Source organism: Kaistia sp. UC242_56 (assembly GCF_044452255.1).
GTDB classification, from domain to species: Bacteria; Pseudomonadota; Alphaproteobacteria; order Rhizobiales; family Kaistiaceae; genus Kaistia; species Kaistia defluvii_A.
Genome location: NZ_JBIOAN010000002.1, coordinates 3392082 through 3415691, shown reverse-complemented (window position 1 = coordinate 3415691; position 23610 = coordinate 3392082). Strand labels below are relative to the sequence as shown.

Sequence of the window (23610 nt, the reverse complement as noted above, 5' to 3'; positions counted from 1 at the left end):
ATGGCCTCTACAGGCGTCAATCGGCACACCGGGCGGCTCCTGAGCGATTGGGAGCACGTCCTCCAATCCATCGAGGTGATCCTTTCCACCCGCTTCGGCGACCGCGTGATGCGCCGGTGGTTCGGCAGCAACATCCCGGTCCTGCTCGGCCGCAACATGGTGACTGTCACCTTCGTCCGCTTCTACGCCGCCGTTGGCGTGGCGCTGACGCAGGAACCGCGCGTCGAGTTGATCCGGATCTCGCCGCTATCGGTCACGCGCGAAGGTCATGCCGGGTTCCTGATCGAACTTCACTACCGCCCGCGCGGCCACCTCGGCGACTTCACGGTCGAGGGGACGAAGCGGATCACCGTCTCGCCTGGCTCGGGCGATCGACTTGAGGTCAAATCCGCATGACGACGATCGATCTCCAGGCTTACCCGGCGCCCGAGGCGATCGAGGCGCTCAACTACGAAGTCATCCTCGCCGAGATCATGGCCGACACGCAGTCGCGCTTTGATGCTGCCGGCATCGACTATGACGTCGGCGGCCTCGAAACCGACCCGGTCAAGGTCGTCGACGAGGCTGCGGCATATCGGGATCTCATCCTGCGCGCCCGGGTCAATGACGCGGTCCGCTCGAACCTGCTGGCGTTCGCGACTGGTGCGGATCTCGATCACCTCGCTGCGTTCTATGACGCGGTCAGGATGTCGGGGGAGGACGACGAGCGGTTTCGGCTTCGCACCCTGCTGATCATCCAGGGGCGATCCACCGGGGGCACCGCACCGCGCTATCGGGCGGTCGCGCTCGGCGCTGACCTGCGGGTGGCCGATGCTGCCGTCTATCGGGTCGGGACTTCGCCGCTGATCGAGATCGCGGTCACATCGACCGACAATGACGGGGCTGCCGATGCAGGCCTGCTCGCTCTCGTCAACGCCGCCGTGCAGGACGAGGCCGTGCGGATGGTGACGGACACGATCAGCGTCGTCGCCGCCGTCAAGACGGTCGTGAATGTCTCGGCCAACATCTGGCTGCTGCCCGAGGCCAGCGCCTCGCTCCTGGACGCGCTCGGCGCCGCCGTCAAAGCGGATTTGGCGGCCGAGGGCGGGCTGGGCTTCGATCTCACGAAGGAATGGCTCTCTGCGCGCCTGATGCGCGCCGGCGTCTACCGCGTCGAGGTTCTGACGCCCGCGGCCACCATCGTCGTCCCGCCATCCGAGGCAATCGCCCTCGGCACATTCACGCTAACCCTGGCCGGTCGAGATCGATGACCACTCCCCTCCATCTCCTCCCGTCGTCCTCGACCCCGTTCGAGGTCGCGCTGTCCGAGGCGACGGACATTTCGCCTCGCTTCGACGGCGCGATCTGGGGGATGCACGGCATCAAGTTCTCACCGCCGCCTTCGTTCTTGCCCTTCCTGGTTTACGAATACGGTCTCGGCGAGCTGACCCCTTATGTGCCGAACCTCTACGACCTCATCGACGAGGGCGTGAAGTGGACGCGGCAGCGCGGAACACCGGCTGCCCTTCATCGGGCGCTGAGCTGGCTCAACTACACTGGCGAGGTGGAAGAGAGCCCCATCCGGCGCACCCGCTGGAACCTGTTCCAGATCGAACTCGGCCGCATCCGCGACAGCGAGGATGATCTGGAGGGCGTCGAGGGTGTCGCCGACCTGTCGACGCCGCTGCGCGCGGTCTTCTGGCGCGGGTTTCGCGGCTATGACATCCGCGCGCTGGAATACGGCCAGAGCCGCTGGGGGCAGACCCTGTGGGGCGCGTTCTCAGGGGCACGCATCCGTGAGGATGGGGCAAAATGGTCGTTTGGTCGGGACTATGCCTCCGACCACACTATGACCGAAGCCGAGCTGAGCGCCCTCGGCGTCTGGATTGCGCCGACCGGCGACGTCGAACCAAGTTGGCTCGATGTCGAATGGCCGGACATCGAATGGGACGCCTTTTCCGGGGCTTCGCGCTCGGTGATCATGCTGCTCGGCGTGCCGGTAGGGACCGCTTGGACGTGCTTCCGGGATGGCGCGGGCGATGTGATCGGCTACCGCCGCGCACGCGTTCACCATCGCGTCGAGCAGACGCTTTCCGGCCCATATTCCTTCGGCGGGCTGCATTACACGCCACTGGAGAGCGGTGCGACCCTGATCCTGATCGAGGCTCTTACCGACTTCGGCGACGGCTACGGTCGCACGGCGGCCTCCGTCTCCTTCATCCTGTCGGGCCAGCCTGAAGATCCAGCGACGCCCGGCGCCCTGTGGCTCGGCCCAGGCCAGCTCGACGCGGCCCTGCCTGAGATCGGGCAGATGGCCGTGAACATCGAATTCGGCCGTACCGTTCGCGAGCGCGTGCGCATCCTCATGAGGTTCTGATGACCGACTTTTCGGACCCCTCCGGTCTTCCCGGAGCCTATAACCGTGCCTTGAAGAAGCCAGACTGGCAGAGCCTCGTCGCGCGCGAAAACCGCTTCGCCCAGGCGACGGACCTGAACGACCTTCAGACGATGATCGAGCGGCGAAATCGCCGCGTCGGCAATCTCGTCGCCTCGGACGGCGACCGGATCGCGGACGGCGACATCATCGTCGACGTCGGGTCGGGCATCGTCACTCTGGCGCCGGGGCTGGTCTATGCGCGCGGCGATGTTCGGGAGATCTCGGGCGCTGTCCTGACCGGCGTTCCCATGACCGGCGAAATTGTGATCGGTGTCCGGATCACGTCGACGGTCGTCACCGAGGCCGAGGATCCGGACCTGCTCGGCCTGCATCCCGGCACCGAGGGTGAGGGCGAGGCGGGCTCCGCGCGTCAGGTCGAGACCTCGACCTGGGGGAGGTCGGGCGACGGCAACGATGGCGATCTGATCGGCGTCTATCTGCTGCGCAACGGGACGGTGCTGGACCAGTCGCCGCCGCCGACACTCTCGGGCGTCGTCAAGGTAATCGCGATCTACGACTACCAGGCGCACGGCAACTACATCGTGCAGGGCTGCCGCGTCACTGCGCTCGGCAAGACCGGCGCGGATCAGGTCTTCTCGATCGAGGAGGGCATCGCCAACATTTTCGGGTTCAAGACGACGCGTCAGACGGCGCTGCGCTACGCCCAGCCCGAACTCTACGACCTGGCATCCGCGCAGAGCGAGCCGCACATCTTTGCGGATGGCGGCACCGGCACGGCCGTCATTGCGCTCAATCATGCGCCGCTTTCCGCGCTGGCGACGGCGATCATCACCAAGGAAGTCACTGAGACCAAGACGCGCGGCTCGCCGGCCAATTCCTCGGACCTGCTCGATCACGACAACGCGACCGTGATCATCGAGGTCAAGCAGGGCGCCACGACCTATATCGCCGGCACCGACTTCAATCTTTCGGGCAACAGCATCTCGTGGGCACCGGCCGGCGCCGAGCCGGCGCTGGGCTCGTCCTACACCGTGAAGTACCGCTATCTGGTCGCGGTTGCTCCGACCGCAACCTCCGCGACGAGCGTCACCTTGACCGGCGGCGTGACCGGGGCGAGCGTCTTCCTTACCTATGATTGGAAGCTGCCGCGCCTCGACCTTCTCTGCCTCGACCAGGAGGGTTTGCCCGTCTACCTGAAGGGCATCTCCGCCCGCAGTCGTCCCGTGGCGCCTATCCCGGCGGTCGACCTGCTGCCGCTCTGCACCGTCACCAACAATTGGGTGGCGAAGCCGGACATCGTGAATAGCGGCGTCCGGTCGGTGCCCTATTCCGAGCAGTGGCGATATTACAACCGTCTGTTCGATCTGATCGACCTGGTCGCGCTCGAGCGGCTGAAGCGGTCGGTCGACACGAAGGACCCTGTCGCGAAGCGGGGCGTCTTCGTCGACCCGTTCGTCGATGATTATTATCGCGACGCGGGTGCCGCGCAGACGGCCGCGGTCTTCGACGGCTCCTGTCAGCTGGCGATCGATCCTACCTTCTTCTCTGTCCCCATGTCGGCGCCGATCCTGCTCGACTGGACGAAAGAGACGGTCATTCGCCAGGAGCTGTCGACCGGCTGCGTCCTGATCAACCCGTACCAGAACTTCACGCCGCTCCCGATCGGCATGTCGCTGTCGCCTGCGACCGATTTCTGGACCACCACCGCGACGGTCTGGCTATCGCCCCAGACGCAGCGCTTCGGCTCCGGCAACACGAGCCGGACCACCGTTCGCAATGCTCTGGTCGACCAGCGGCAGGAGCTGATCGAGTTCCTCCGGCCGATCCCGGTCGGCTTCACCCTGACCGGCTTCGGGCCTGGCGAGGCGCTGGCGCATCTCTCGTTTGATGGTGTCGACGTCACGCCGGCTGGTCCTTTGGTCGGCAACTCCGAAGGTCGCATAACCGGTTCGTTCACGATCCCGGCCAATGTGACGGCAGGGCAGAAATCGGTTGTGGCTGTCGGCGCTTCCGGCGCCAGCGGCACCGCGTCCTTTGTCGGGCAGGGCACCATCGACGTGACCGTGATGCAGCGCATCTCGACCACGCAGTTTTTCAACACCCAGACCCAGAGCCCGACCTCGGGCGTCGACCCCCAGGCGCAGACCTATACGCTGGACGAGGGGCGGCAGATGGCCGCCTTCGACATCAAGTTCTGCGCGATCGGCGACCGGTCGAACGACTGCATCCTGGAAGTCAGGACGGTCGAGAATGGCTGGCCAACCGGCGAGGTCCTCGCCGCTGTCCGGATCGACATGGACGCGGTCGTGATCGGGGCATGGACGACAGTCGACTTCGCGGTGCCGCTCTATCAGGCCCCGGGAAGCGAGTTCGTGTTCGTCATCAAGACCGACGACGCGGCCCACGCCATTTCCGAAGCAACGATCGGGTCTTACGACAGCGTCAACAACGCCTGGGTTTCGGCGCAGCCCTACACGATCGGCACCCGTCTTTCGTCGGCCAACGCCAACACATGGACGGCGCACCAGGATAGCGACCTGACATTCCGGGCGGTGGCGGCGAAGTTCGGCCCTAACGCGAAGACGGTCAATCTGGGCAGCTATTCCCTGACCAACTGCTCCGATCTGATGATCTGCGGCACGGTCCTGCTGCCGACTTCCGACTGCAGCCTCTACTTCGAGGTCCAGCGCGTCTCGGGCGAGATCATCAAGCTTCTGCCGGATCAGGTTTACGAGTTCACCGAGTATGTGACCGAGGTGGTCCAGCTTCGCGCCGTCCTGAAGGGCTCGGAGAAGGCGAGCCCGGTGCTGTTCCCCGGCGTGCAGCTCATCGCCGGCACGATCCGGGGCTCCGGAACCTACATCAGCCGGTCGATGACGATGGGAAGCGGCGTCCGGGTCGCGACCAATCTGGCGACGAAGCTGCCAGCTGGTTCGACGCTCAAGATCGAGCACGACGCCAACGACAACAACTGGACCGAGGCGACCTTTACGGCTCAGTCACTGCTCGATGAGGGCTGGATCGAACGTGAATACGCGAAAAATCCCTACTCGGCAGTGGAGGGGCGCTTGCGGCTGACGCTGACCGGGACACCGGCGGCGCGCCCGTCTGTCGCCGATCTCCGCTCCTGGTCGGTGTGAGGATAAGCAATGGAAGACAATCGCACCGCCAACCGGGACTATCTGCTCCCGAACCCGCTGAACAAGATGAGGAGCGAGGACGTTCCTCGTCTCATAGCTGCTTTGGCAGCGATCGACGCCGATGTCGCGGCGTTGTTCGTGGCCCTGGTGGGCAAGGCGGCATCCGTCCATACCCACGAAATGTCCGAGATCCTCGGTCTGGTCTCGGCGCTCGCGGGCAAGTCGCCTCTCATCCATAACCACTCGATCGGCTCGTTGACCGGCGTCGACTTCTCCGGCGCCGCCAACGGCCAGTTCGTCAAGTACAACGGCAATATCTTCATCCCCGCGTCAATTCAGGCGGCGGATATCGCCAACGGCACGACGATCGGTCGAGGACTGCTGACGGCAGCCAATGCGGCGGCAGCCCGCGACCTTATCATCCTGGACGGGGGGCTCACGTTCGCCAAGCTGGCCGCCGCTGCTCTGGCCGCCGTGGCGGACCTGCGAGAGGCGAACGCGAACAAGCTGTTGACGCCTGACGCCGTGCTGGCGGCCATGGCGTGGGTTCCGCTCGCCGACGGGGCGACGATCGCGGTCGATCACGCGGCCGGTGTCAATCGCTCGGTCACGGTCGCCGGCAATCGCGTGTTCGGTAGCCCAGCCAACGCGAAGCCGGGCTGGCCGTGGAACGTCCTGATCAAGCAGGATGCGACAGGAAACCGGGTGCCAACCTGGTCGGCCGACTTCGATTTCGGAGACTTTGGGACACCCGCTTTGAGTACAGCGGCCGGCGCTCAAGATCTGCTCGCGTTCGTCTGCGTCGGTTCCGGGAAGTTCGCCTTTATGGGCATGCGCCGGAGGGTCGACTAATGCTTCCGGGTCTCGCGGCGCTCCCGCCATTTCGCAAGCAGATCACGCCCTACACGGTAACCCTAACCACTGGCTCCGGGAACTGGCCTCTGCCGGCCGATTTCAACGAGTTGACAGTTGAGGGCTGGGGTGGAGGCGCGGCCGGCGCGGGGACAGATGCGGGGCCGCCGTCCGCGGCGCACGGCACCGCTACCACGTTCGGCCCTTGTACAGCGCCGGGAGGTCTATCGGGCTATGTCGCGCAAGCCACCAACGGCAACGGCATTGGTCCGGGCGGCGCTGGTGGCGCGATGGCTACCGGCGGCGATACCAATTTCGCAGGCATCGCCGGCGGCGATAGCAAGACGTGGAACTTCGCCGGCAAGGGCGCGGACGCCCCAGATGGCGGGGGAATAGGAGCAGCCGGCAGGACGACGGGCGGCGGCTCCGCCGCGCTATCAACGACACCCGGCGCCGGTGGCGCCGGCAAATATGATACTTCGGGATCGACATGCTGGGCCGGAGGCGGCGGCGGCTCCGGCAGCAAGTTTAAGCGGGTCTTTTCTGAAGGCTACTTCACAGGGTCCGTGCCTTATTCGGTAGGCGTGGGCGGCACGAAGACAGGCACCGCTGGCGCCGGCGCGCGCGGCGAGATCCGCATCATAGTGAGCTGAAGAACCATGTACGCACGCAAGCTGAACGGAGCCTGGGAAGAGTGGGACGGCAAACCTTTGCCGTTCTTCGCGAGCGATCCGACCCAAAAATTTCACGTTCCCCAGGAGTGGTCGGAGGAGGAGAAGATGGTGCGGTTTGGGCTGCATCGGGTGATCGAGACCCCCCTGCCAGTCGGCAAGCTGTCGCTGTCCCACACGCTCGTGGACGATGGCGGAAAGCCGCGCAAGATCGACGTCTTCGAAGAGACCGAAGCAGCGCTGCTTGCCTGGGCGGCGGCCAAACGCTGGCAGGTGGAGACCGGCGGGCTCATCGTTGCGGGATCGGCGATCGATACCGGCCGCGAGAGCCAGTCGATGATCACAGGCGCCTATTCCTACTCGCAGGCGAACCCAACCGAGTTGATCCGGTTCAAGGCGGCATCCGGTTGGGTGACGCTCGACGCGCCCACCGTCGCAGCGATTGCTACCGCGGTCGGCGCTCATGTGCAGGCATGCTTTGCCGTCGAGGAAGCCCTCGCCACAGCCATCGGTGCCGGCACCGTCACAACCATCGCAGAAATCGACGCGGCCAACTGGCCGGGTTGATCAGCAACTAACCCATCTCGCCGGTTCGCCGGTCCATCCGCAAGCCGCCCCTCGGGCGGCTTTTTTATTGCCCCCAGCGCGGCGACACGGCCGCTTATCAGGAGACCGCGATGAGCGATCCGACTTTTGGAATTTCCATCACGACCCTCGACGGCGAGCCCCGCCCGGGGCTTCGTGCCAATATGAGCGTGGCCGGCCTGGTCGTGACGGCACCGGCGGCAGATGCGGCCATCTTCCCCCTCAACGAGCCGGTCACCTTCTTCTCGGATGATAGCGTCATGCTGGCGGCGCTGGGCGAGGAAGGCACCGCCTATGCATCCCTTGCGGCGATCACCGAGCAGCTCACCGAGTTCGAGGTGGCCGCCCAGGTCGTGCTGGTGCGCGTCGAGCAGGGCGCGACCGTCAAGGAGACCATCGCCAACCTGCGCGGCGATATCAACGCCAAGACCGGCATGTTCGCGCTGCTCGACGCTGCGCATGTCCTCGGCGTCACCCCGCGCATCGTCGCAATCCCCGGCTACACGTCCCAGGCGATCAATCAGGTCGCGGCGGCGATCGTAGTCACGTCGCCCGGCAGCGCCTACGTTACCGCGCCGACCGTCACCTTCTCCGGCGGCGGTTCGGATCCCGGCAAGGTGCTCCCGACCGGTCACGCGGTCCTCGGCACTGGAGCGGATGCGGGCAAGGTCGTCGCCGTTGTCGTCGACACGCGCGGCGAGAACCTCACCGTCGCGCCCACGATCGCCTTCGCCGGCGGCTCCGGCAGCGGTGCGGCGGCAACGGCGACGCTCGACAGCGCCACCAACGCAATCTGCGCTAGCCTGCCGACGCTGCTCGACCAGCTTCTCGCCGTGGGTGTCGTCGACGGACCGGCCTCGACCATGAACGCGGCGATCGCCTGGCGCACCTCGCTGTCCTCGAAGCGCATCATCCCGGTCGATCCTGCCTACAAGGTGGTCAATGACGAGGGCGACATCGTCATTGTGCCGAAGTCGCCGCGCGCTGTCGGCGCGCTGATCGCCAACGATCACGAGCATGGCGGCCTGCCGTCGCACTCGGCGGCCAACCGGGCCGTGCGCGGCATCGTTGGCACGAGCCGGCCGATCGCCTTCTCGCTGCTCGACGGCGCCAACGAGGGTCAGACGCTTCTCTCGCACAACATCGGCATCACCGTGCGGGGCGAGAATACGGACGGCGCGATTGCCGATGGTGGCTATGTCCTGATCATGACGGACACCTGCTCCGCCGATCCGATCTGGAAGTTCTACAATCAGGTCCGGATGCGTGACTTCATCCACCTGATGTTCATCAAGACGCTGCGGTTCTATCTCGGCCGCTACAATCTCACCGGCCAGACGCTGCAGGCCGTGATGAACACCATGAACTTCGCGTTGCGCGATCTGAAGGCCCAGCAGGCGATCCTCGACTACAAGCCGGTGAACTTCGATCGCGACAAGAACTCGCCGGAGCAGCTCCGCCTCGGCCGCTTCACCCTCGACGTCAAGTTCGAGGAGCCGGCGCCCCTGGTCTATCTCGGCATCCAGTCGGCGCGTTATCGCCCGGCGCTCGACATCCTGCTGTCGGATCTCCAGTCGCAGCTCGCCACTGCCGCGTAACGGCTCGCGCCGGCAACGCGCCGGCGCTCCTTCCTTCCACCTATCTCCCTAGATTGGAGCCCCGACATGACGACGAACACCGTCTACGTGATGGAGGCCGCGAACCTGTTCTGCGGCGATCACGACCCGGAAAACTCGAAGCACCTGACCCTCGACGAACTCTCGCTGCCGAGCCTGCAGGCGATGTACCAGGACCACCATCCCGGCGGCTCGTTCGTCGCGATGGAGTTCGAGGTCGGCATCCAGAAGCTCACCTCGAGCTTCAAGCTCAAGGGCTGGGATCCGGAGCTGCTGAAGCAGTTCGGCCTCGGTACGCCGCTGAAGCGCGTCTACACCGCCTACGGCGTCGTGCGCGACAAGCGTTCGGGCGACGCCCTGCGCGCGAAGGCGATCATGGAGGCCCGGCTTGGCCAGGCCGCGCCGGACGCTTTCTCGCGCGGCAACCTGATGGGCTTTGCCTACTCGCTGAACGAGATCACCCACTACGAGCTCCACTTCGGCAGTGAGGAGATCTTCTTCTGGGACGCGTTCACCAACTCGCTGCGGACCGGTGGCGTCGACCAGAACGCCCAGATCAACAGCCTGCTGAGCATCCCCGGCGTCTCCGCCTGAAGCGCAGCCTGACGACCAACAAGCCAGGCCGCCGGATCAACCGGCGGCCATTTTCATTTGGAGCCCCCGCTATGAACGATGAAGCTTCCGTGCGCGCTGCCATGGTCGCCAGCGCCGCCAGTGCCGCCAGCCCGACCGAAGAGAGCGTCGCCAAGCTCGCGAGCCGGTTCGACAACGAGGCCGAACGCTTCGAGGATGTGCCGCTGGACTGGCCGGTGACTGTCGACGGCATCCGCTACGACAAGATCACCGTCCACCGCATGACGGTCGGCGAGCTCGGCGATTTCCTGACCTCGATGCGCGCCGACGACAGCCGCGCCCGCTTCCCGATGTACAGCGTCCCCGACGCCGTCCTGGACGCGCTGGACGCTGACGACGGCGACAAGATCGAGGCTGCCGTGCAGCGTTTTTTGCCCCGCCGCTTCCGGGTCGCCCAGATGGCGGCACGGCCAACCCTTTCGGATGGCGCCGACTAGCGGCGTCGACGATGCACGGCATCCCAGGCCTGTCCCTGCACGACGTCAGGGCCATGGACTGGCACGAGTTGATCGCGTGGTGGGGGGAAGCGCGGCTTCTCCTCGGCGACAGATAGGGGGCCGAACATGGCCACGAGCACCTCCGAGCTGATCGTCCGGATCAAGGACGAAGCCTCGAAGCAGGCCGGCGGCATTGCTGACGCGCTGGGCAAGATCGGAGCCGCTGAAAAGGGTATCCAGTCGGCCCAGATGAAGGCGCTGACGGACCAGCTTGCCAAGGCCCAGGAGGCCACCAGCAAGGTCGCCAACTTCCGCGCCGCGCAGGAGAAGCTGAAGGCGACGCGCCGGCAGTTCAACGAGGCCCAGACCGCCGTTCAGAACGCGGCGAAGGCGCTGGCAACCTCGACGGACGAGACCTCCCGCAAGATGCAGACCGCGATGCGCAAGGCGCAGAGCGAGATCAAGCGGACGGCGGCCGAATACGCGAATGCGCAGGCCAAGGCCAAGTCGGCCTACGCCGATATCGGTGGCGCCGTCGACAAGGCGATCGGCGCCGAGAAGCGCCTGCGCGAGCAGATCCAGCAGACCACCGACGCGATCCGCAACCAGGCGGCAGCGGAGGAGACCGCGGCTATCAAGGCCAACGCCCGGCAGCGCCGGCGCGAGATCATCGGCGGAGGGCTCGCAACCGCTGGCATCTACGGCGCTTACAAGGCGCGCGAATTCGGACGCGAGGCGATCGTCTCTGCCGCCGACTTCGACATCGGCATTCGTCGGCAGCGGGAATATACCGGCACGAGCGAGGCGGAGCAGGCCGCCCTTTTGATCCCGCAGGCGAAGCGAATCGGCCAGGAGACGCAGTTCACCAATCTCGACATCGTCGAAAGCCAAACGGCGGTGATGCAGCGCCTGTCGCCGAAGCTGCCGCGCGCGCAAGTGGCGGCCGGCATCACCGAGGAGGTGAAGAACTACGCGTTGGCCATGCAGGCCGACATGAAGGTCTCGGCCGAGGGCATCACTTCGTTCCTGCAGCAGACCCAGAAGGACATCAGTACGCAGGAGAAGGCGGTCAAGGAAGCCCGGCGGGCGACCAACATGATGATCCGCATGGCCAAGATCGGCGGCATGTCGGACGAGGATATCCAGAACTTCTTCAGCTACGCCGGTGCCTCGGCAACGATCGCAGGCCTGTCCGATACGACCATCGGCGCGCTTGGCGTCGGCATGCGCCGCTCAGGCTTCCGGGGCGACGTCGCCGGCGTCGCGCTGCGGTCCTTCTCGTCCAAGCTTGTTTCGCCGACGAACAAGGGTATGGCTGCGCTCGACAGCATGGGGATCAACTTCGACGACTTCACCACTGCGCCGGAGAAGATGACCAGCGGCGCTATCGGCAGCGCTATGAAGCGGAACTTCGGCAAGTCGATCTCTGCCGCGACCTTGGGTGCCATCGAGGAAGTCCTAGATGACCCGGACCTCATGAATGACAAGGACGCGTTCACCGCTGCAATTACCGAAGCCGTGTCGCCGGAATTCGGCGACAAGATGGGTGCAAAAGATCGCAATGCGGTGGCGAAGGTTTTCGGCCAATATTACAAAATGTCGGTCGCGAGCACCGACACCGAAGGCCTGCTGGCCGCCATCCTCGCGGCTGATCCATCGCTGGCCCAGCTCAATGCGTTCTTCACCGACAAGCACGGCGGCAAGGCGGGCGTGCTCGCGGCAAACCTCGGCGCGATCGCCGATGACAAGGCCGATCTGGCCAGCGTCCCGGACAATTACGGCGCCCAGATCTCCGCCGAAATCATGGGCGGCCTGGGCGGCTCGTTCGAGCGGCTGAAGGGCTCGGTCGAGAACGCGACGCTGGCCATGGGCGAGGCCAACGCCAAATGGCTCTCCTACACCTTCGAGGGCGTGGGCAACACGATCGACGCGTTCTCGAACCTGAGCGAGCCGGTGCGCCAGGCAGCAACAGCCCTCGGGACGCTCGCGGCTGGCGCGGGCTTTACATGGGGCTCGATAAAGCTGCTCGGGACGTTCTTCGGCCGCGACGGCGGGCTGAAAGGGTCCGCACTGGCCCTCGACGGTTCCGCAGCTGCCCTCACACGAGCGGCGGTGGCCTTGGGTGGCGGTGGCGTCATGGACGGGGTAGGGGGCGCCGCCGGCGGGAAGGGCAAAGGCGGCTTCTGGAGTAAGTTCGGCGGCTTTGCCAAGAACGTCATCCCCCAGGTCCTGGCTTACGAGCTCGGATCGGAGGCGCTGGATATGGGCTTCGACGCCGTTTCGGGGCCCAAACCGCAGACCGATCACAGCACGATCGGAACCTTCAAGCGGCTCTGGAACGACATGCCGCCGATGATCGGCCGGCGGGAGGGTACGGCGGCCGTCGACGGCTCGGCGCTGGACCAGACCAAGGCCAAGGCCGATGCCGCCAGCCAGGCCGTTTACGGCCTGGGAATGACCGTGCGGCCCAACGTCGACACGACGTCGCTGGACGAGGCGCTCGGAAAGCTCTCGGCGCTCAGCAGCGGCCTGGGTAGCGTCAACGCCGGGATATCGAGGACCTCGCGCGGGGTTGATCAGAAGCTCCGGGCGATCCATGCCGACACCGGCGTGACCGGCGTCGGCCATCAATAGGAGGTTGAGCTGTGCTCGCAATTCTCGGAGGCGTGGTCTTCGAGATCGCGCCGATCAATGTCACGGCCATTGAGCACAGCTCGGAGGCCCGGTTCGCCGAAAAACCCATCCTCGGGCGCCGGCCGCCGCTTGAGTTCATCGGCGACGGCGCCGAGACGTTCGGGCTGACGGTGAAGTTGCTCCCGTATGAGTTCGGCGGGCTGGACGGCCTCAGCAACCTGGCGGCCATGCGCCAGAGCGGTATCGCGCAATACTTCATGCGCGGCGACGGCGTGCCGATGGGGTGGTTCGTGATCGAAAAGGTCAGCGAGCGATCCTCCTATCTCAGCGCGCAGGGCATCGGCCGGGTGGTCGACGTCGACATCTCGATCAAGCGGGCCGATGCTCCGGTCGGCTCCGACTTCTTTGCCTCGATCATGGGAATGCTGTGATGTCCGCCACGACTTACGAGACGGTCGTCGTCGCCGGCGACTTCATCACCATCGACCTGCTGGTCTGGCGCCGCTTTAAGCGCCGGACGGACGGGCTGGTCGATCGCATCCTGATGTCCAACCCCGAGCTTGCCGTCGCCGGTCCCTACCTACCGGTCGGCACCGTCGTGAAGATCCCGATCGATGCGCCGGCCAGTGGTGCCGTTCGCGTCGAAGCCATCCGGTTGTGGAACTGATGACCCAGACCCTTTGCGTGATCACCATCGACGGGCAGGACGTCTCGTCGGGCATCCTGCCGCGCCTTCTTAACCTGTCCGTCGTCGACAAGGCGGGGTCGAGCTCGGACACTTGCTCGATCGAGTTGGACGACACCGGCGGCGTGCTGCTGCTGCCGCGAACCGGTGCGTCGATCGAAGTCCTCCTGGGCGCGGCGGCCAGCGGCGTTTCCCTGGTCTTCTCTGGAACGGTCGATGAGGTTCAGAGCCAGGGCTCCGGGTCAGGCATGACGTTGACAGTGTCGGCAAAGGGCTTCGACAGCCAGGGCAAGGCCAAGCAGCCGCAGCGCAAGCATTGGGATAGGAAATCACTCGGCGATGTTCTTCGTGAGGCGGGACAGCTCGCCGGCATCGGCGATGTTCAGGTCATCGGCGCGCTCGCCTCGCTCACGCGCAAATATTGGGCGATGCAGAACGAGAGTTTCCTTCACTTCGGCGAGCGGCTGGCGCGCGAGGTCGGCGGCACGTTCAAGATCGCCGGCAAGCGGGCCATTCTAGCGGAACGCAACGGCGGGTCTTCGGCCTCGGGCGCCGCGCTGCCGTCCGTGACCGCAAGCCACGGCGTCAACCTGATCTCGTGGGATATCTCGCCAGCCCTCGGGCGTCCTCGCTTCAAGGAAACGAGGGTTCGGCACTACGACGCCAAGGCCGGCAAGTACGTTTACGAGACCGAGCAGGTCGAGGATCCGGACGCGAAGGCCATTCTGACAGATCGCTTCGACGCCCCGGACGCCGACCAGGCGAAGGCGAAAGCCAAGGCGCACAAGACGAGCGCCGATCGCGAGAAGGGCGGCGGCACCGTGGTTATGAACGGCACGACGACGCCCCAGCCGGAGGCCAACGTCACCCTCATCGGGGCCCGGCCGGGCATCGACGGCACCTACCGGATCGACACCGTCACGCACCAATTCGACGGCAATGGCTGGACGACGCGCCTTGAAGTGAAGCAGCCGCAGGGCCAGGCGGGCCAAGACGCCCGCGGCGACACCAATCGCGCGACGGATGCGGCTTCAGTAGCTTAGCCCGCTCGACGCCGCGCGTTTCGGGTCTGAATGTGAATGAGCAGGGGTGGATTTTGGTGGCATCAACACACGCGGCTCGTACCTTGGAACAGAACTGCTGACGCTGAAAAGCAAGCCCGTCAGCGTGATTCGCGCTGACGGGCTCTAAAGCACCAGCCCGGGGTGGGGCGGAGGTGCTCATCTGGATAAGGGTGCGGGCGGTTCACCGGACCTTGAAACCGCGAACTGCCGGCCTGAGAGCTAATCGAAAACCGGCATGCCAGAGCACGCCCGCATCCGTCAATACGCGGCTTGTTGTGTGGTTCCCTGTCATAAAAAACCCGCCGGGGTTACCGGCGGGTGATGTGTTCTTTGGGCCGCGAACGAACGACTACGGGTTGAAGTAGCCGCTCGGCGCCGGCTCTGCGGCGATGCGCTGCAGAAGGGCCGACTTCACGATAGCCGGCTTCTCATAGGTCTTCTTCATATCAGTGCCCCTTGGCATTGTTGACGTTACGTCTTCTGCCACCGACCTCGCGCTCTGTCGATTGCAGCTGCGCAACACCGACCCCGAAATCCCCTCATCACTGGAGACGAGACATGAACCACATCTCGACGTGGGAGCACACCCATGCGTGAAACGCTCCCCAAAGCCCTGTCCCTGATGTTCGGCGACGAAGGCGGCTATGTGAACCGCAAGACCGACGCGGGTGGCCCGACCAAGTATGGCATCACCCAACGGACCCTCAGCGCCGATCTCGGCCGGCCGGCGTCGATCGAGGATGTCCGGAACCTCACCCCGGACCGTGCAGAGGCGATCTACCGCAAGAGCTTCTGGGCGCAGAGCGGCGGCGACCTGCTGCCGGCTGGCCTCGATTACGCCGTCTTCACCGCGTCCGTTATGTCCGGGCCGGCCAGGGGCGTGAAGATCCTGCAGCAACTCGTCGGCGTCGCCGCCGACGGCATCGTCGGCGTGCAGACGGTCGACGCGGTTCGGCGCTACGGCGCTATCGACAAGCTGATCCGCGCCTACTGCGACGCCTATATGGCCTATCTGCGCAGCATCCCGGGGCCGCAGGGTTTCGGCCCGAACGGGCGCGGCTGGACAATCCGCATCACCGGCAAGGATCCCAAGGGCCAGTGGAAGGCGCAGCCCGGCGTGGTCGGGCACGCTCTCGCGCTGGCGGCGGCGGCCCAGCCGTTCGCCTCCGATAAGAAGATTGAGCCGTCCGAGCCGCCGGCGGATCCTGTCGTGGCTGATGCCATGTCGGCCAAGGCCGTACAGCCGCCAGCCAAGCCTCTGACCGATCCGACCGTGATCGTCACCACCGTCACGGCCGGCACCGGGGTTTTGTCGGCGCTCTCCGGCATCAGCGGCCCGATCGCCTGGGCCGTCGCCGCGGTGATCGTCGGTGGCGCTCTGTTTGTCGGCATCCGCTACTGGCGCACGGTCCGGGAAGCGGAGAGTTCGGCATGAGCGCGCTGTGGGCGTGGTTCTTCGGCACCCGCGTCGGACGGTACGCCGCCGGCGTGCTGGCCATCGCCGCGATCGTTGCTGTCGCGCTGCTCAAGGCCTTCTCGGCCGGGCGCGCACAGCAAAAGGCCAGCCAGACGGCCGACAAGCTCAAGGCCATTTCGAACAAGAGGATCAGCGATGACGAAGTCGATCGCATGGATGCTGGCGCTCGCCGCGATCAGCTTGGTCAGTGGATGCGCGACAAGCGGTAGCGGCGACTTCTGTGACGTCTCCTCTGCCATCAGGCCGTCTGTCACCGACAGCCTCTCCGAAGGCACCACGGATCAGATCCTGAAACACAATCGCTATGGAGCGGTGGCCTGTGGCTGGAAGGGCAAGCAGTGACCGATGCATTCGAGCCCAACGACCACTTCCAGCAGCTGCCGTCCGAGAAATACGCCGACCTCCCCAAGGAGACGCGCGACTTTCTCGACGAGCTCCGGCCGGAGGAAGTCGAGACCATTCGCAAGATCGCTCGGCTGGGTAAGGACGGGACAGCGCAGCTGCTTGAAGCGATCAAGCTCGCCCAGTCCGTGATGACCGTCGGCCGATTCGCGCGCTGGGCGATCATTGGCCTGCTCGGTGTGTTCTTCGGCGCCGTGCTGCTCGCCGAAAAGATCATGCAGGTTGTCTCATGGTTCAGCAGCGGAGGATCACCCAAATGACCTCGGTGCTCAAAACGGCAATCATGTCGGTGCTTGTCGCCGGGACCGTCGTCCTCGGCGTCTGGGCAGGCGATCGAAACCCGGCCACGGATAGCCTGCTGGCAGAGGCGCGCCCGCCCGATGTCGAGCCCGGCGGCCTGCTGCACGTCGCCTACGAATTCCGACGATATCGCCTCTGCACGCGCGACACGCAGCGCATCATCTTCGACGGCAAGACGGTTCGCTTCGACCTCGGCACGCAGTCCCGGCCGCTCTCAGGCCCGGTCGGCACCGACGCCTATGTGCAGCCGATCCGCGTGCCTGAAACGGCCTCACCGGGCCCGGCGCGCTATCGGGTGATCATCCTCGACTACTGCAATCCGCTGCACCGCATCTGGCCGCTCAGGAAGGTTATCGACGTGCCTTTCAGGATCGTGTCACCAGCTCAACCTTAGCCCCTACTAGGGTCTTGCTGCCGAATCCCGGATCGATCGCCGTCCGCAGTAGCGTACATTGACCGCCACAACCGCTACGGTATCTTGTGCCGAGTTGAGGGGCTCGACCATTTTTCGCGCAATCATCGACTGGCGTAAAATGAGTGGCGGGGAAATCCGTCAGCAGCTTTGTGATATCGCAACAGGTCGATCAAGATCGTCGGGCTCGGCCACCCGCTGCAAAAGAGGGATGTTGTTCTGATGCTTACGAAACGCGAGCTGATGCGCAATGCTGCGGTCGTCGCACTCGGGGTCACAGTTGCCAAATTGCCCCCCGCCTATGCGGCGAACAATGCCGAATGGCCCACGCTGGTGGAGGCCAAAGACCTCGCTGAGGCCGGCTTTGTCTACGGGCTGCCTATCGTGATGAACTACGCCGTCATGTACGAATATGCGGTAGATCGCAACTCGGGCCAGTTTAAGGCGCCCTTCAATCAGTTAAAGAACGAGCCCAACGTCTTCACCTACAAAGACACGGCAATCGTCACGCCAAACAGCGACACGCCCTATTCCTTCGCCTGGTTGGATTTGCGGGCAGAGCCGGTGGTACTCTCGGTGCCGGCAATCGATCCCAAGCGCTACTACTCGGTCATGCTCTGCGACGGTAATACCTACAATTTCGGCTATATCGGCACTCGTGCCACGGGGAGCGAGGCCGGCGACTACATGGTGGTCGGACCGGATTGGCAAGGCGACACCCCGGCCGGCATCAAGCAGGTTTTTCGTTCGAGCACACAGTTTGCTCTTGCTGGATATCGAACCCAGCTTTTCGGTCCGGATGACTTGGCCAACGTAAAGAGCGTGCAGGACGGCTACAGGGTTCAGATGCTCTCGGCCTATTTGAAACAGCCCGCTCCGCCGGCCGCGCCAACCGTTGTTTTCCCAAAGATCGACAAGGAACTCGTGAAGACGAATTTCTTCGACTATCTCGACTTCGCACTGCAATTCGCGCCGGCGCAGGACAACGAGAAGGAGATGCGTGCCAAGCTGGCTCGCATCGGCGTGGGGCCTGGCAAGAGTTTCAATTTCAAAGACCTCCCTCTGGAGCAGAAGCTGGAGTTCGGCCTTGGCATGAAGGAAGGCCAGCGGAAGGTCGACGAGGCCGTCGCCAAAGTTGGCAAGACGATCAATGGCTGGCGGGTTAGCGGTCTTCCGGGCGATAGCGCGCATTACAATGGCGACTGGATGAAACGTGCTGTCGCCGCTCAGGCGGGCATCTACGGCAACGATCCGGAAGAGGCGACCTATCCGTTCACGCGCGTCGACAGCGATGGCCAGACGCTCGACGGTAGCAAGCACAACTACACGCTGACGTTCCCGCCTGGTCAGCAGCCGCCCGTGAATGCTTTCTGGTCGCTGACCATGTACGACGGCAAAACCCAGCTCCTGATCGAAAATCCAATCAACCGCTACCTGATCAATTCTCCCATGCTGCCCGGCATGAAGACCAACGCGGACGGCTCGCTCACCCTGTATATCCAGAAAGACAGTCCCGGGCCGGACAAGGAAGCCAATTGGCTTCCGGCTCCAGACGACAAGATCTATCTCGTGATGCGCCTGTATTGGCCGAAGATCGAAGCGCCTTCGATCCTGCCGGCGGGCGCAGGGACATGGCAGCCTCCGGGGGTGCAACGCACTTCTTAATCACAAAAGGGCGAGGCCGAAGCGGTTGGCCAGCCCACCGTCCCCAATGCGAGCAGGGAGACCTTCACTCCGCATCATCCTTGCGGAGATTTAAGAGACTCGCTTTCGCCGGGACGGAGGGAGGGCTTTGCGAAAGGCTACGGGCTCACCACCGGCCAAACGGATTGTGATGTCGTCCCGGTGGTCTGCCGGCGCAATCCGCTCGCTCAGGGGGCGCCCGATTCAGGTAAAGACGCCGCAATGCCACGCGCACGGCGCTCGGCTTCCGCCATGGCTTCTATCAGCAGACTGGCCAACTGGTGCTCGTTCATCGCCGTGGCTTCCTCCGCAAAGCCTGCCAGGGCCTTCGCCATCGTCTCCAATTTCACAATCCTGTGTGTCATGTCGCCCCCCCCAAAAAAATCGCAGGCGTTGGAGCGTCCCTAAGCTACCGAGTCATCGCCTTCGCTCTATGTTGGATAACATGGGCGACGAATTCAAACCCGTTCACGTCTGGATAACCGCAGGCACAACACAAGTTGTGGGGGATGTCGTGCGCGCGGCAGAAATGCTGCTGAAGCATTGGCCGGTGGAATTCGCCAATACCGACTTGCACAACGCGGCAAGGTTGGCTTGCCTCGAGGCTTGGCAGGATGATGGCGAGATCTCCGCGGCGCGCGACACATTTCATGCGGCCGCTCAAGAGGCCGGCATCCTCGCCCCGGAGGAGGTCCGCCCTACTCGTGGAACAGATCCGCGCCGACGCCGAGTACCCAGGCGAGGTTGACCTGGGCTTCAAGCGAGAGTTCGCGGCCTGCCTCAGCTCCCTCTATAGTCGCCACGCTGACGCCTGACCTGCCCGCCAGCTGCTCGACGCTCAACTGTTTCCATTGCCGCACAGCAGCGAGAGGCATGGTGCCGCTCTCGATCACGGCCAAGATTTGCTCGGGCAGATACTCGTTGGCATTCGAGCCGTATTTGATGGGCATGACGTATACTCTGCCGGCTCGTCGCGGGGCTGCGATGGGTCGTTGCATGTCAACAACCATTCCCGCGCGTCGTTCGTTCCGACCGGCTGACATCCCTGTCAGCTCATGCGTCAGTCTCTGATGATCTCAAAAGACACATTTCGACTGGGCAACGAAGTGCTAGGCTTGGTCAATGACGGTGCCCCATCAATACAGCTTTCGCAAAGCAACGATTTACGATCTCCCATTGCTTGCAGCGTGGCAATCGAACCCGCATGTCCGCGCATGGTGGGGCTCAGGTGAGCCATACAGTGCGGCCGATTTGGCTGATCCTCGGGTAGCGCGCTGGATTGTTTCAACCCGCGGACGCCCCTTTGCGTTCATGCAAGACTACACCGTCCACGGTTGGGAGGATCACCATTTTTTCAAGCTTCCTAATGGGTCGCGCGGTATCGACCAGTTCATAGGAGAGCCCAAAATGATGGGGTTGGGACACGGATCAGCATTTATCGGGGCGCGAATGAGGGCTCTTTTCGATTTCGGTGTTCCTGTCATCGCTACCGATCCTCACCCCGCCAATGAAAGGGCGATTGCCGTTTATAAGAAACTGGGTTTCGAACCGATCGGATCGCCACAAGAGACGCGGTGGGGCTTAATTTTGCCAATGGTTGCGAGGCGGTAGGCGATTCGTTATCAGGCGTAGCTTTTTGATGCGGCCATAAGAAAGGCGCCCACTAAGGGCGCCCTTCAAGATGGTCGAGCTGGAAAGAAACTTAGAATTTGTAACCGATCGTGGCCGTCACGGTGCTGAACTTTGTATCGACGTCATGGTTAGTGAAGCTCTCGCTGCTGTCACCGTCATAGCGCACAACGTTCTGGTCGATATTATAGCTGCCGAGATCGACGTAGTTGTATTCAAGGCCGAGCAGGACGTTGTTGGTCACAGCGTACTCAGCGCCAGCGCCCACGGTCCAGCCCGTCCGGGTATCCTTGACCTCGACGAAGTCCGAGCCGTCGTGGACGTGGTTGGAAACGCGACCGAAGGCCAGACCGCCCTTGGCGAAGACCTGTGCGCGGTCGAAAGCATAGCCAATGCGCGGGGTGACGGTGCCGTACCAGTCAACCTTGGTCTCGAAGATATCGTCTTCATCGTAGGGGCTGACCACGCCGGCCTTGCCGATGTCAGACCAGCTTAGCGAACCGGCGATGCCGACTACGAAATTGTTGATCTGGTAGTTGTAGCCGATCTGACCACCGAAGACGCCACCACCGACGCTGTGGCCGAACTTGTCGCCAGCGTCGTCATTGTAATGGCCGTCATCGTTGAAGCTGTAATCAACATCGCCCCAACCATAACCGCCATGGACGCCGGCATAGAAGCCAGTCCAGTTGAACGACTCGGCGGCAGCAACGACGGGCGCCGGCTCCTGGGTCAGATCGGCAGCGAATGCCGAAGAGCTCATGAGAACGGCCAGGACGGCCGCGGAAAGAACGCGCATGGTAACCCCCAAAATGCGTATACGAATGAATGGATACGTTACGTCGGGGATTCGACGCTGTAGCGCGAGAGCAACACTTAGCTGGGTTGTAAAACGCTTTACGGCACTACCTTGGTTCGTCTCTGCCTCTGCCCAGCTAGCGGTGTAACCCTGCTAAAGGGGGGTAGGAATACGGAAGTCGGGCGACGGGGACGCGCTTCATGCGCCACCCGAAGCAATATTGCTTCCTCTCTGCTACCCGGCTGAATCTCGCCATGCTGCAAAAGCAGATTTGCCGTGTCCAATAAAAAAAGGCGCCTCAAAAACACCTGCCCTTGGGGATCTGCAGGATGGCTATCTCAATACCGCCATCCTGCAGATCCGACGCCGCCTCTGCGTTTCGCCGCGTCACACCCCGCTGATCTATCCATGAGGGGGCACACCCCACCTGGATGGCATGGTCAAGTGGTCAGGCCACGCCCTTTCCGCCGGTCGCTCCGAAAACCTCTCCATTGATGTAGCTGGCTTCCTGGCTGGCGAGCAGCACATAAATCGGTGCTAGCTCGACTGGTTGCCCCGGTCGGCCGAAGTCACTGTCCTTGCCGAAATTCTTCACCTTGTCCTTCGGCTGGCCGCCGCTCGGCTGAAGTACGGTCCAGAATGGGCCGGGTGCCACCACATTGGCGCGCACGCCCTTCTCGATCAGTTGTTTGGCGAGCGCTTTTGTATAGGCGACTATGCCTGCCTTAGTGGTGGCATAGTCCAGCAGGATGGGCGAAGGCTCATAGGCCTGGATCGAGGCTGTGGTGATGACTGCGGCGCCCGGCGGCAAGTGCGGCGTGGCTGCCTGCGCGATCCAGTGCAGCGCATAGAGGTTGGTCTTGAGCGTCGCGTCGAAATCCTGGGTGGTGACCTGGGACACGTCTTCTCGGAACTGCTGGCGCGCTGCATTGATGACAAGGATGTCGAGGCCGCCGAAGGCGTCCACCACGCTCTCCACCATCTCTTGGCAGAAGCCTTCGTCTTTCACGTCACCCGGCACCGCAAGAGCCTTCCGACCCTCGGCTTGGATCAGCGCGATGACTTCCTTCGCGTCGGCCTCCTCGCTCGGCAGGTAGCCGATCGCGACGTCAGCGCCCTCGCGGGCATAGGCGATGGCGGCGGCTCGTCCAATCCCGGAATCGCCCCCAGTGATCAGCGCCTTGCGGCCCACAAGTTTGCTCGAACCACGATAGCTTTCCTCGCCATGATCGGGCTTGGGGTCCATTGTCGCTGCAACGCCCGGTGCGGGCTGGTCGGGTTGGTCCGGAAAGGGCGGCGCTGGGTATTGTTTGCGCGGGTCCTGCATGGTGAGGCGGTCAGTCATGGTGGCGCTCCAGATCGCGTGATATTTGCGATTGCTAATGGCTCGCTGCCATAAGGGTTCCATGGTTGGCGACCGAGAGGCGATGGCGACGAGAGAGGTCGCGGAACTTGTTTATCGGCCCCAGTATGGCGCCCGCCATCCAGCCTTGATCGCCTCACCTTCGTCGCAGAACCAGCGCTCACCCTTCTCGATGCTGACCTTGGTCTTGGCATACCAAGGCGACCAGGGCGCGTGGTAGATGTGCTCGCCCTTCTTGTTGATGTTGCCCTTGATCGGGCAACCTTCTGGGGCCTTTTGAGAGGCGACATCCCAGCGGTGCTGGCGGAACTCCCACGGAGCCTCGCTCTCCTGCTCCCAGATCCCGACCGCCGCGGCGCGCGCTTCGTCCTCGGCGTCGATGTAGTCCTCGGAATAGCGGCGGAAGGCCCAGGCCATCCCCTCCTTGACCATCAGGCGGCCTAGGTCGAGCCCAGCGATCTTGCAGACTCCGAGCGTCCGGCCATAGACGTCGAGCCCTCGGTCGTCGCAGGCGACGTCGCCCTCGGCGACGGCCTTCTCCATCTGGCTGATTGCAGCCTGGCCGCACTGCCATGTGCCGCCGCCGGGCTTCCTGCAGCTTTGGCCGGCCTCCGGTGCATCAATGCCGAAGATCCGGATCGTCTTGCCATCGACCCTGAGAGTGTCGCCATCGATTACGTGAACTTCAGACGCTGACGCAGGAAGAGCAAAAAGCATCGCAGCGATCAGATATGCGCACCGCATGATTGCACCTTGAGCTCGGTTGCGAACCGGATCATCCTACGGTTGTGCCTTGGAAAGCAACATGGGGCTGATGCAATGTCACGGCAGCTTGGATATCGCCCGTAGGC

General features: G+C 63.8%; 26 protein-coding genes. 21 read left to right on the top strand and 5 right to left on the bottom strand.

Features of this window, described 5'->3' with window-relative positions; all coding sequences use genetic code 11:
- The 19 genes from ACHMWQ_RS18865 (at position 1) to ACHMWQ_RS18775 (ending at position 18950) form a co-directional block, all read left to right on the top strand.
- On the top strand, positions 1–396 hold the full coding sequence (locus ACHMWQ_RS18865; RefSeq protein WP_396308641.1) for a GPW/gp25 family protein: 396 nt from the start codon (positions 1–3) through the stop codon (positions 394–396).
- Positions 393–1250 carry a baseplate J/gp47 family protein gene (locus ACHMWQ_RS18860; RefSeq protein WP_396308640.1) on the top strand — a complete coding sequence of 286 codons (858 nt, stop codon included), beginning with the start codon at positions 393–395 and terminating at the stop codon, positions 1248–1250. The genes ACHMWQ_RS18865 and ACHMWQ_RS18860 overlap by 4 nt, the downstream gene beginning before the upstream one ends.
- On the top strand, positions 1247–2356 hold the full coding sequence (locus ACHMWQ_RS18855) for a phage tail protein (RefSeq protein ID WP_396308639.1): 1110 nt from the start codon (positions 1247–1249) through the stop codon (positions 2354–2356). The genes ACHMWQ_RS18860 and ACHMWQ_RS18855 overlap by 4 nt, the downstream gene beginning before the upstream one ends.
- Positions 2356–5517 (top strand): DUF4815 domain-containing protein, encoded by a 3162-nt coding sequence (locus tag ACHMWQ_RS18850; protein WP_396308638.1) that lies wholly within the window; start codon positions 2356–2358, stop codon positions 5515–5517. The genes ACHMWQ_RS18855 and ACHMWQ_RS18850 overlap by 1 nt, the downstream gene beginning before the upstream one ends.
- A gap of 9 nt (positions 5518–5526) precedes the next feature.
- Positions 5527–6369 carry a hypothetical protein gene (locus ACHMWQ_RS18845; RefSeq protein WP_396308637.1) on the top strand — a complete coding sequence of 281 codons (843 nt, stop codon included), beginning with the start codon at positions 5527–5529 and terminating at the stop codon, positions 6367–6369.
- Positions 6369–7022, top strand: a complete 654-nt coding sequence (locus tag ACHMWQ_RS18840; protein WP_396308636.1) for a hypothetical protein — start codon at positions 6369–6371, stop codon at positions 7020–7022. Before ACHMWQ_RS18845 ends, ACHMWQ_RS18840 begins: the two co-directional genes overlap by 1 nt.
- A 6-nt stretch (positions 7023–7028) precedes the next feature.
- Entirely contained in the window at positions 7029–7607 is a 579-nt protein-coding gene (locus tag ACHMWQ_RS18835) for a DUF4376 domain-containing protein (RefSeq protein ID WP_396308635.1), read from the top strand.
- Positions 7608–7717: 110 nt separating this feature from the next.
- Positions 7718–9223: a phage tail protein gene (locus tag ACHMWQ_RS18830; protein WP_396308634.1), complete on the top strand. Its 1506-nt coding sequence runs from the start codon at positions 7718–7720 to the stop codon at positions 9221–9223.
- 66 nt (positions 9224–9289) lie between these two features.
- Positions 9290–9835 (top strand): phage major tail tube protein, encoded by a 546-nt coding sequence (locus tag ACHMWQ_RS18825; protein ID WP_396308633.1) that lies wholly within the window; start codon positions 9290–9292, stop codon positions 9833–9835.
- 71 nt (positions 9836–9906) lie between these two features.
- Positions 9907–10311: a phage tail assembly protein gene (locus ACHMWQ_RS18820; protein ID WP_396308632.1), complete on the top strand. Its 405-nt coding sequence runs from the start codon at positions 9907–9909 to the stop codon at positions 10309–10311.
- A gap of 249 nt (positions 10312–10560) precedes the next feature.
- Positions 10561–12945: a phage tail tape measure protein gene (locus ACHMWQ_RS18815; protein ID WP_396308631.1), complete on the top strand. Its 2385-nt coding sequence runs from the start codon at positions 10561–10563 to the stop codon at positions 12943–12945.
- Positions 12946–12956: 11 nt separating this feature from the next.
- Positions 12957–13376 carry a phage tail protein gene (locus tag ACHMWQ_RS18810; RefSeq protein WP_396308630.1) on the top strand — a complete coding sequence of 140 codons (420 nt, stop codon included), beginning with the start codon at positions 12957–12959 and terminating at the stop codon, positions 13374–13376.
- Entirely contained in the window at positions 13376–13612 is a 237-nt protein-coding gene (locus tag ACHMWQ_RS18805; RefSeq protein WP_396308629.1) for a tail protein X, read from the top strand. The genes ACHMWQ_RS18810 and ACHMWQ_RS18805 overlap by 1 nt, the downstream gene beginning before the upstream one ends.
- Positions 13612–14673: a phage late control D family protein gene (locus ACHMWQ_RS18800; protein ID WP_396308628.1), complete on the top strand. Its 1062-nt coding sequence runs from the start codon at positions 13612–13614 to the stop codon at positions 14671–14673. Before ACHMWQ_RS18805 ends, ACHMWQ_RS18800 begins: the two co-directional genes overlap by 1 nt.
- 610 nt (positions 14674–15283) lie before the next feature.
- Complete coding sequence (locus tag ACHMWQ_RS18795; protein WP_396308627.1) at positions 15284–16129, top strand: glycoside hydrolase family 108 protein; 846 nt, start codon at positions 15284–15286, stop codon at positions 16127–16129.
- Positions 16126–16380 carry a hypothetical protein gene (locus ACHMWQ_RS18790; protein ID WP_396308626.1) on the top strand — a complete coding sequence of 85 codons (255 nt, stop codon included), beginning with the start codon at positions 16126–16128 and terminating at the stop codon, positions 16378–16380. Before ACHMWQ_RS18795 ends, ACHMWQ_RS18790 begins: the two co-directional genes overlap by 4 nt.
- Before the next feature lie 129 nt (positions 16381–16509).
- Entirely contained in the window at positions 16510–16833 is a 324-nt protein-coding gene (locus ACHMWQ_RS18785; RefSeq protein WP_396308625.1) for a hypothetical protein, read from the top strand.
- A complete protein-coding gene (locus ACHMWQ_RS18780) occupies positions 16830–17267 on the top strand; it encodes a hypothetical protein (RefSeq protein ID WP_396308624.1) in 438 nt (145 codons plus the stop codon). The genes ACHMWQ_RS18785 and ACHMWQ_RS18780 overlap by 4 nt, the downstream gene beginning before the upstream one ends.
- A gap of 240 nt (positions 17268–17507) precedes the next feature.
- The gene (locus ACHMWQ_RS18775; RefSeq protein WP_396308623.1) at positions 17508–18950 is read left to right on the top strand and encodes a DUF1254 domain-containing protein; all 1443 of its coding nucleotides are present in this window, start codon (positions 17508–17510) and stop codon (positions 18948–18950) included.
- 206 nt (positions 18951–19156) lie between these two features.
- On the opposite strand, the gene ACHMWQ_RS18770 is transcribed toward ACHMWQ_RS18775, so the two are convergent.
- Positions 19157–19333: a hypothetical protein gene (locus ACHMWQ_RS18770; RefSeq protein WP_396308622.1), complete on the bottom strand. Its 177-nt coding sequence runs from the start codon at positions 19331–19333 to the stop codon at positions 19157–19159.
- Between the two features lie 68 nt (positions 19334–19401).
- Between ACHMWQ_RS18770 and ACHMWQ_RS18765 the strand changes: the two genes are divergently transcribed.
- Positions 19402–19716: a DUF982 domain-containing protein gene (locus tag ACHMWQ_RS18765; RefSeq protein WP_396308621.1), complete on the top strand. Its 315-nt coding sequence runs from the start codon at positions 19402–19404 to the stop codon at positions 19714–19716.
- Here the strand turns inward: ACHMWQ_RS18765 and ACHMWQ_RS18760 are convergent.
- Complete coding sequence (locus ACHMWQ_RS18760) at positions 19667–19918, bottom strand: helix-turn-helix domain-containing protein (RefSeq protein ID WP_396308620.1); 252 nt, start codon at positions 19916–19918, stop codon at positions 19667–19669. The genes ACHMWQ_RS18765 and ACHMWQ_RS18760 overlap by 50 nt on opposite strands.
- 172 nt (positions 19919–20090) lie before the next feature.
- On the opposite strand from ACHMWQ_RS18760, the gene ACHMWQ_RS18755 reads away from it, so the two are divergent.
- Positions 20091–20579: a GNAT family N-acetyltransferase gene (locus ACHMWQ_RS18755; protein ID WP_396308619.1), complete on the top strand. Its 489-nt coding sequence runs from the start codon at positions 20091–20093 to the stop codon at positions 20577–20579.
- Positions 20580–20670: 91 nt separating this feature from the next.
- Here the strand turns inward: ACHMWQ_RS18755 and ACHMWQ_RS18750 are convergent, their stop codons facing one another.
- The 3 genes from ACHMWQ_RS18750 to ACHMWQ_RS18740 all read right to left on the bottom strand — a co-directional run bounded on the left by ACHMWQ_RS18750 (position 20671) and on the right by ACHMWQ_RS18740 (position 23476).
- Complete coding sequence (locus ACHMWQ_RS18750) at positions 20671–21396, bottom strand: outer membrane protein (protein ID WP_396308618.1); 726 nt, start codon at positions 21394–21396, stop codon at positions 20671–20673.
- 448 nt (positions 21397–21844) lie between these two features.
- Positions 21845–22741, bottom strand: a complete 897-nt coding sequence (locus ACHMWQ_RS18745) for an SDR family oxidoreductase (RefSeq protein ID WP_396308617.1) — start codon at positions 22739–22741, stop codon at positions 21845–21847.
- Positions 22742–22852: 111 nt separating this feature from the next.
- The gene (locus ACHMWQ_RS18740; protein WP_396308616.1) at positions 22853–23476 is read right to left on the bottom strand and encodes a thermonuclease family protein; all 624 of its coding nucleotides are present in this window, start codon (positions 23474–23476) and stop codon (positions 22853–22855) included.
- Positions 23477–23610 lie beyond the last annotated feature (134 nt).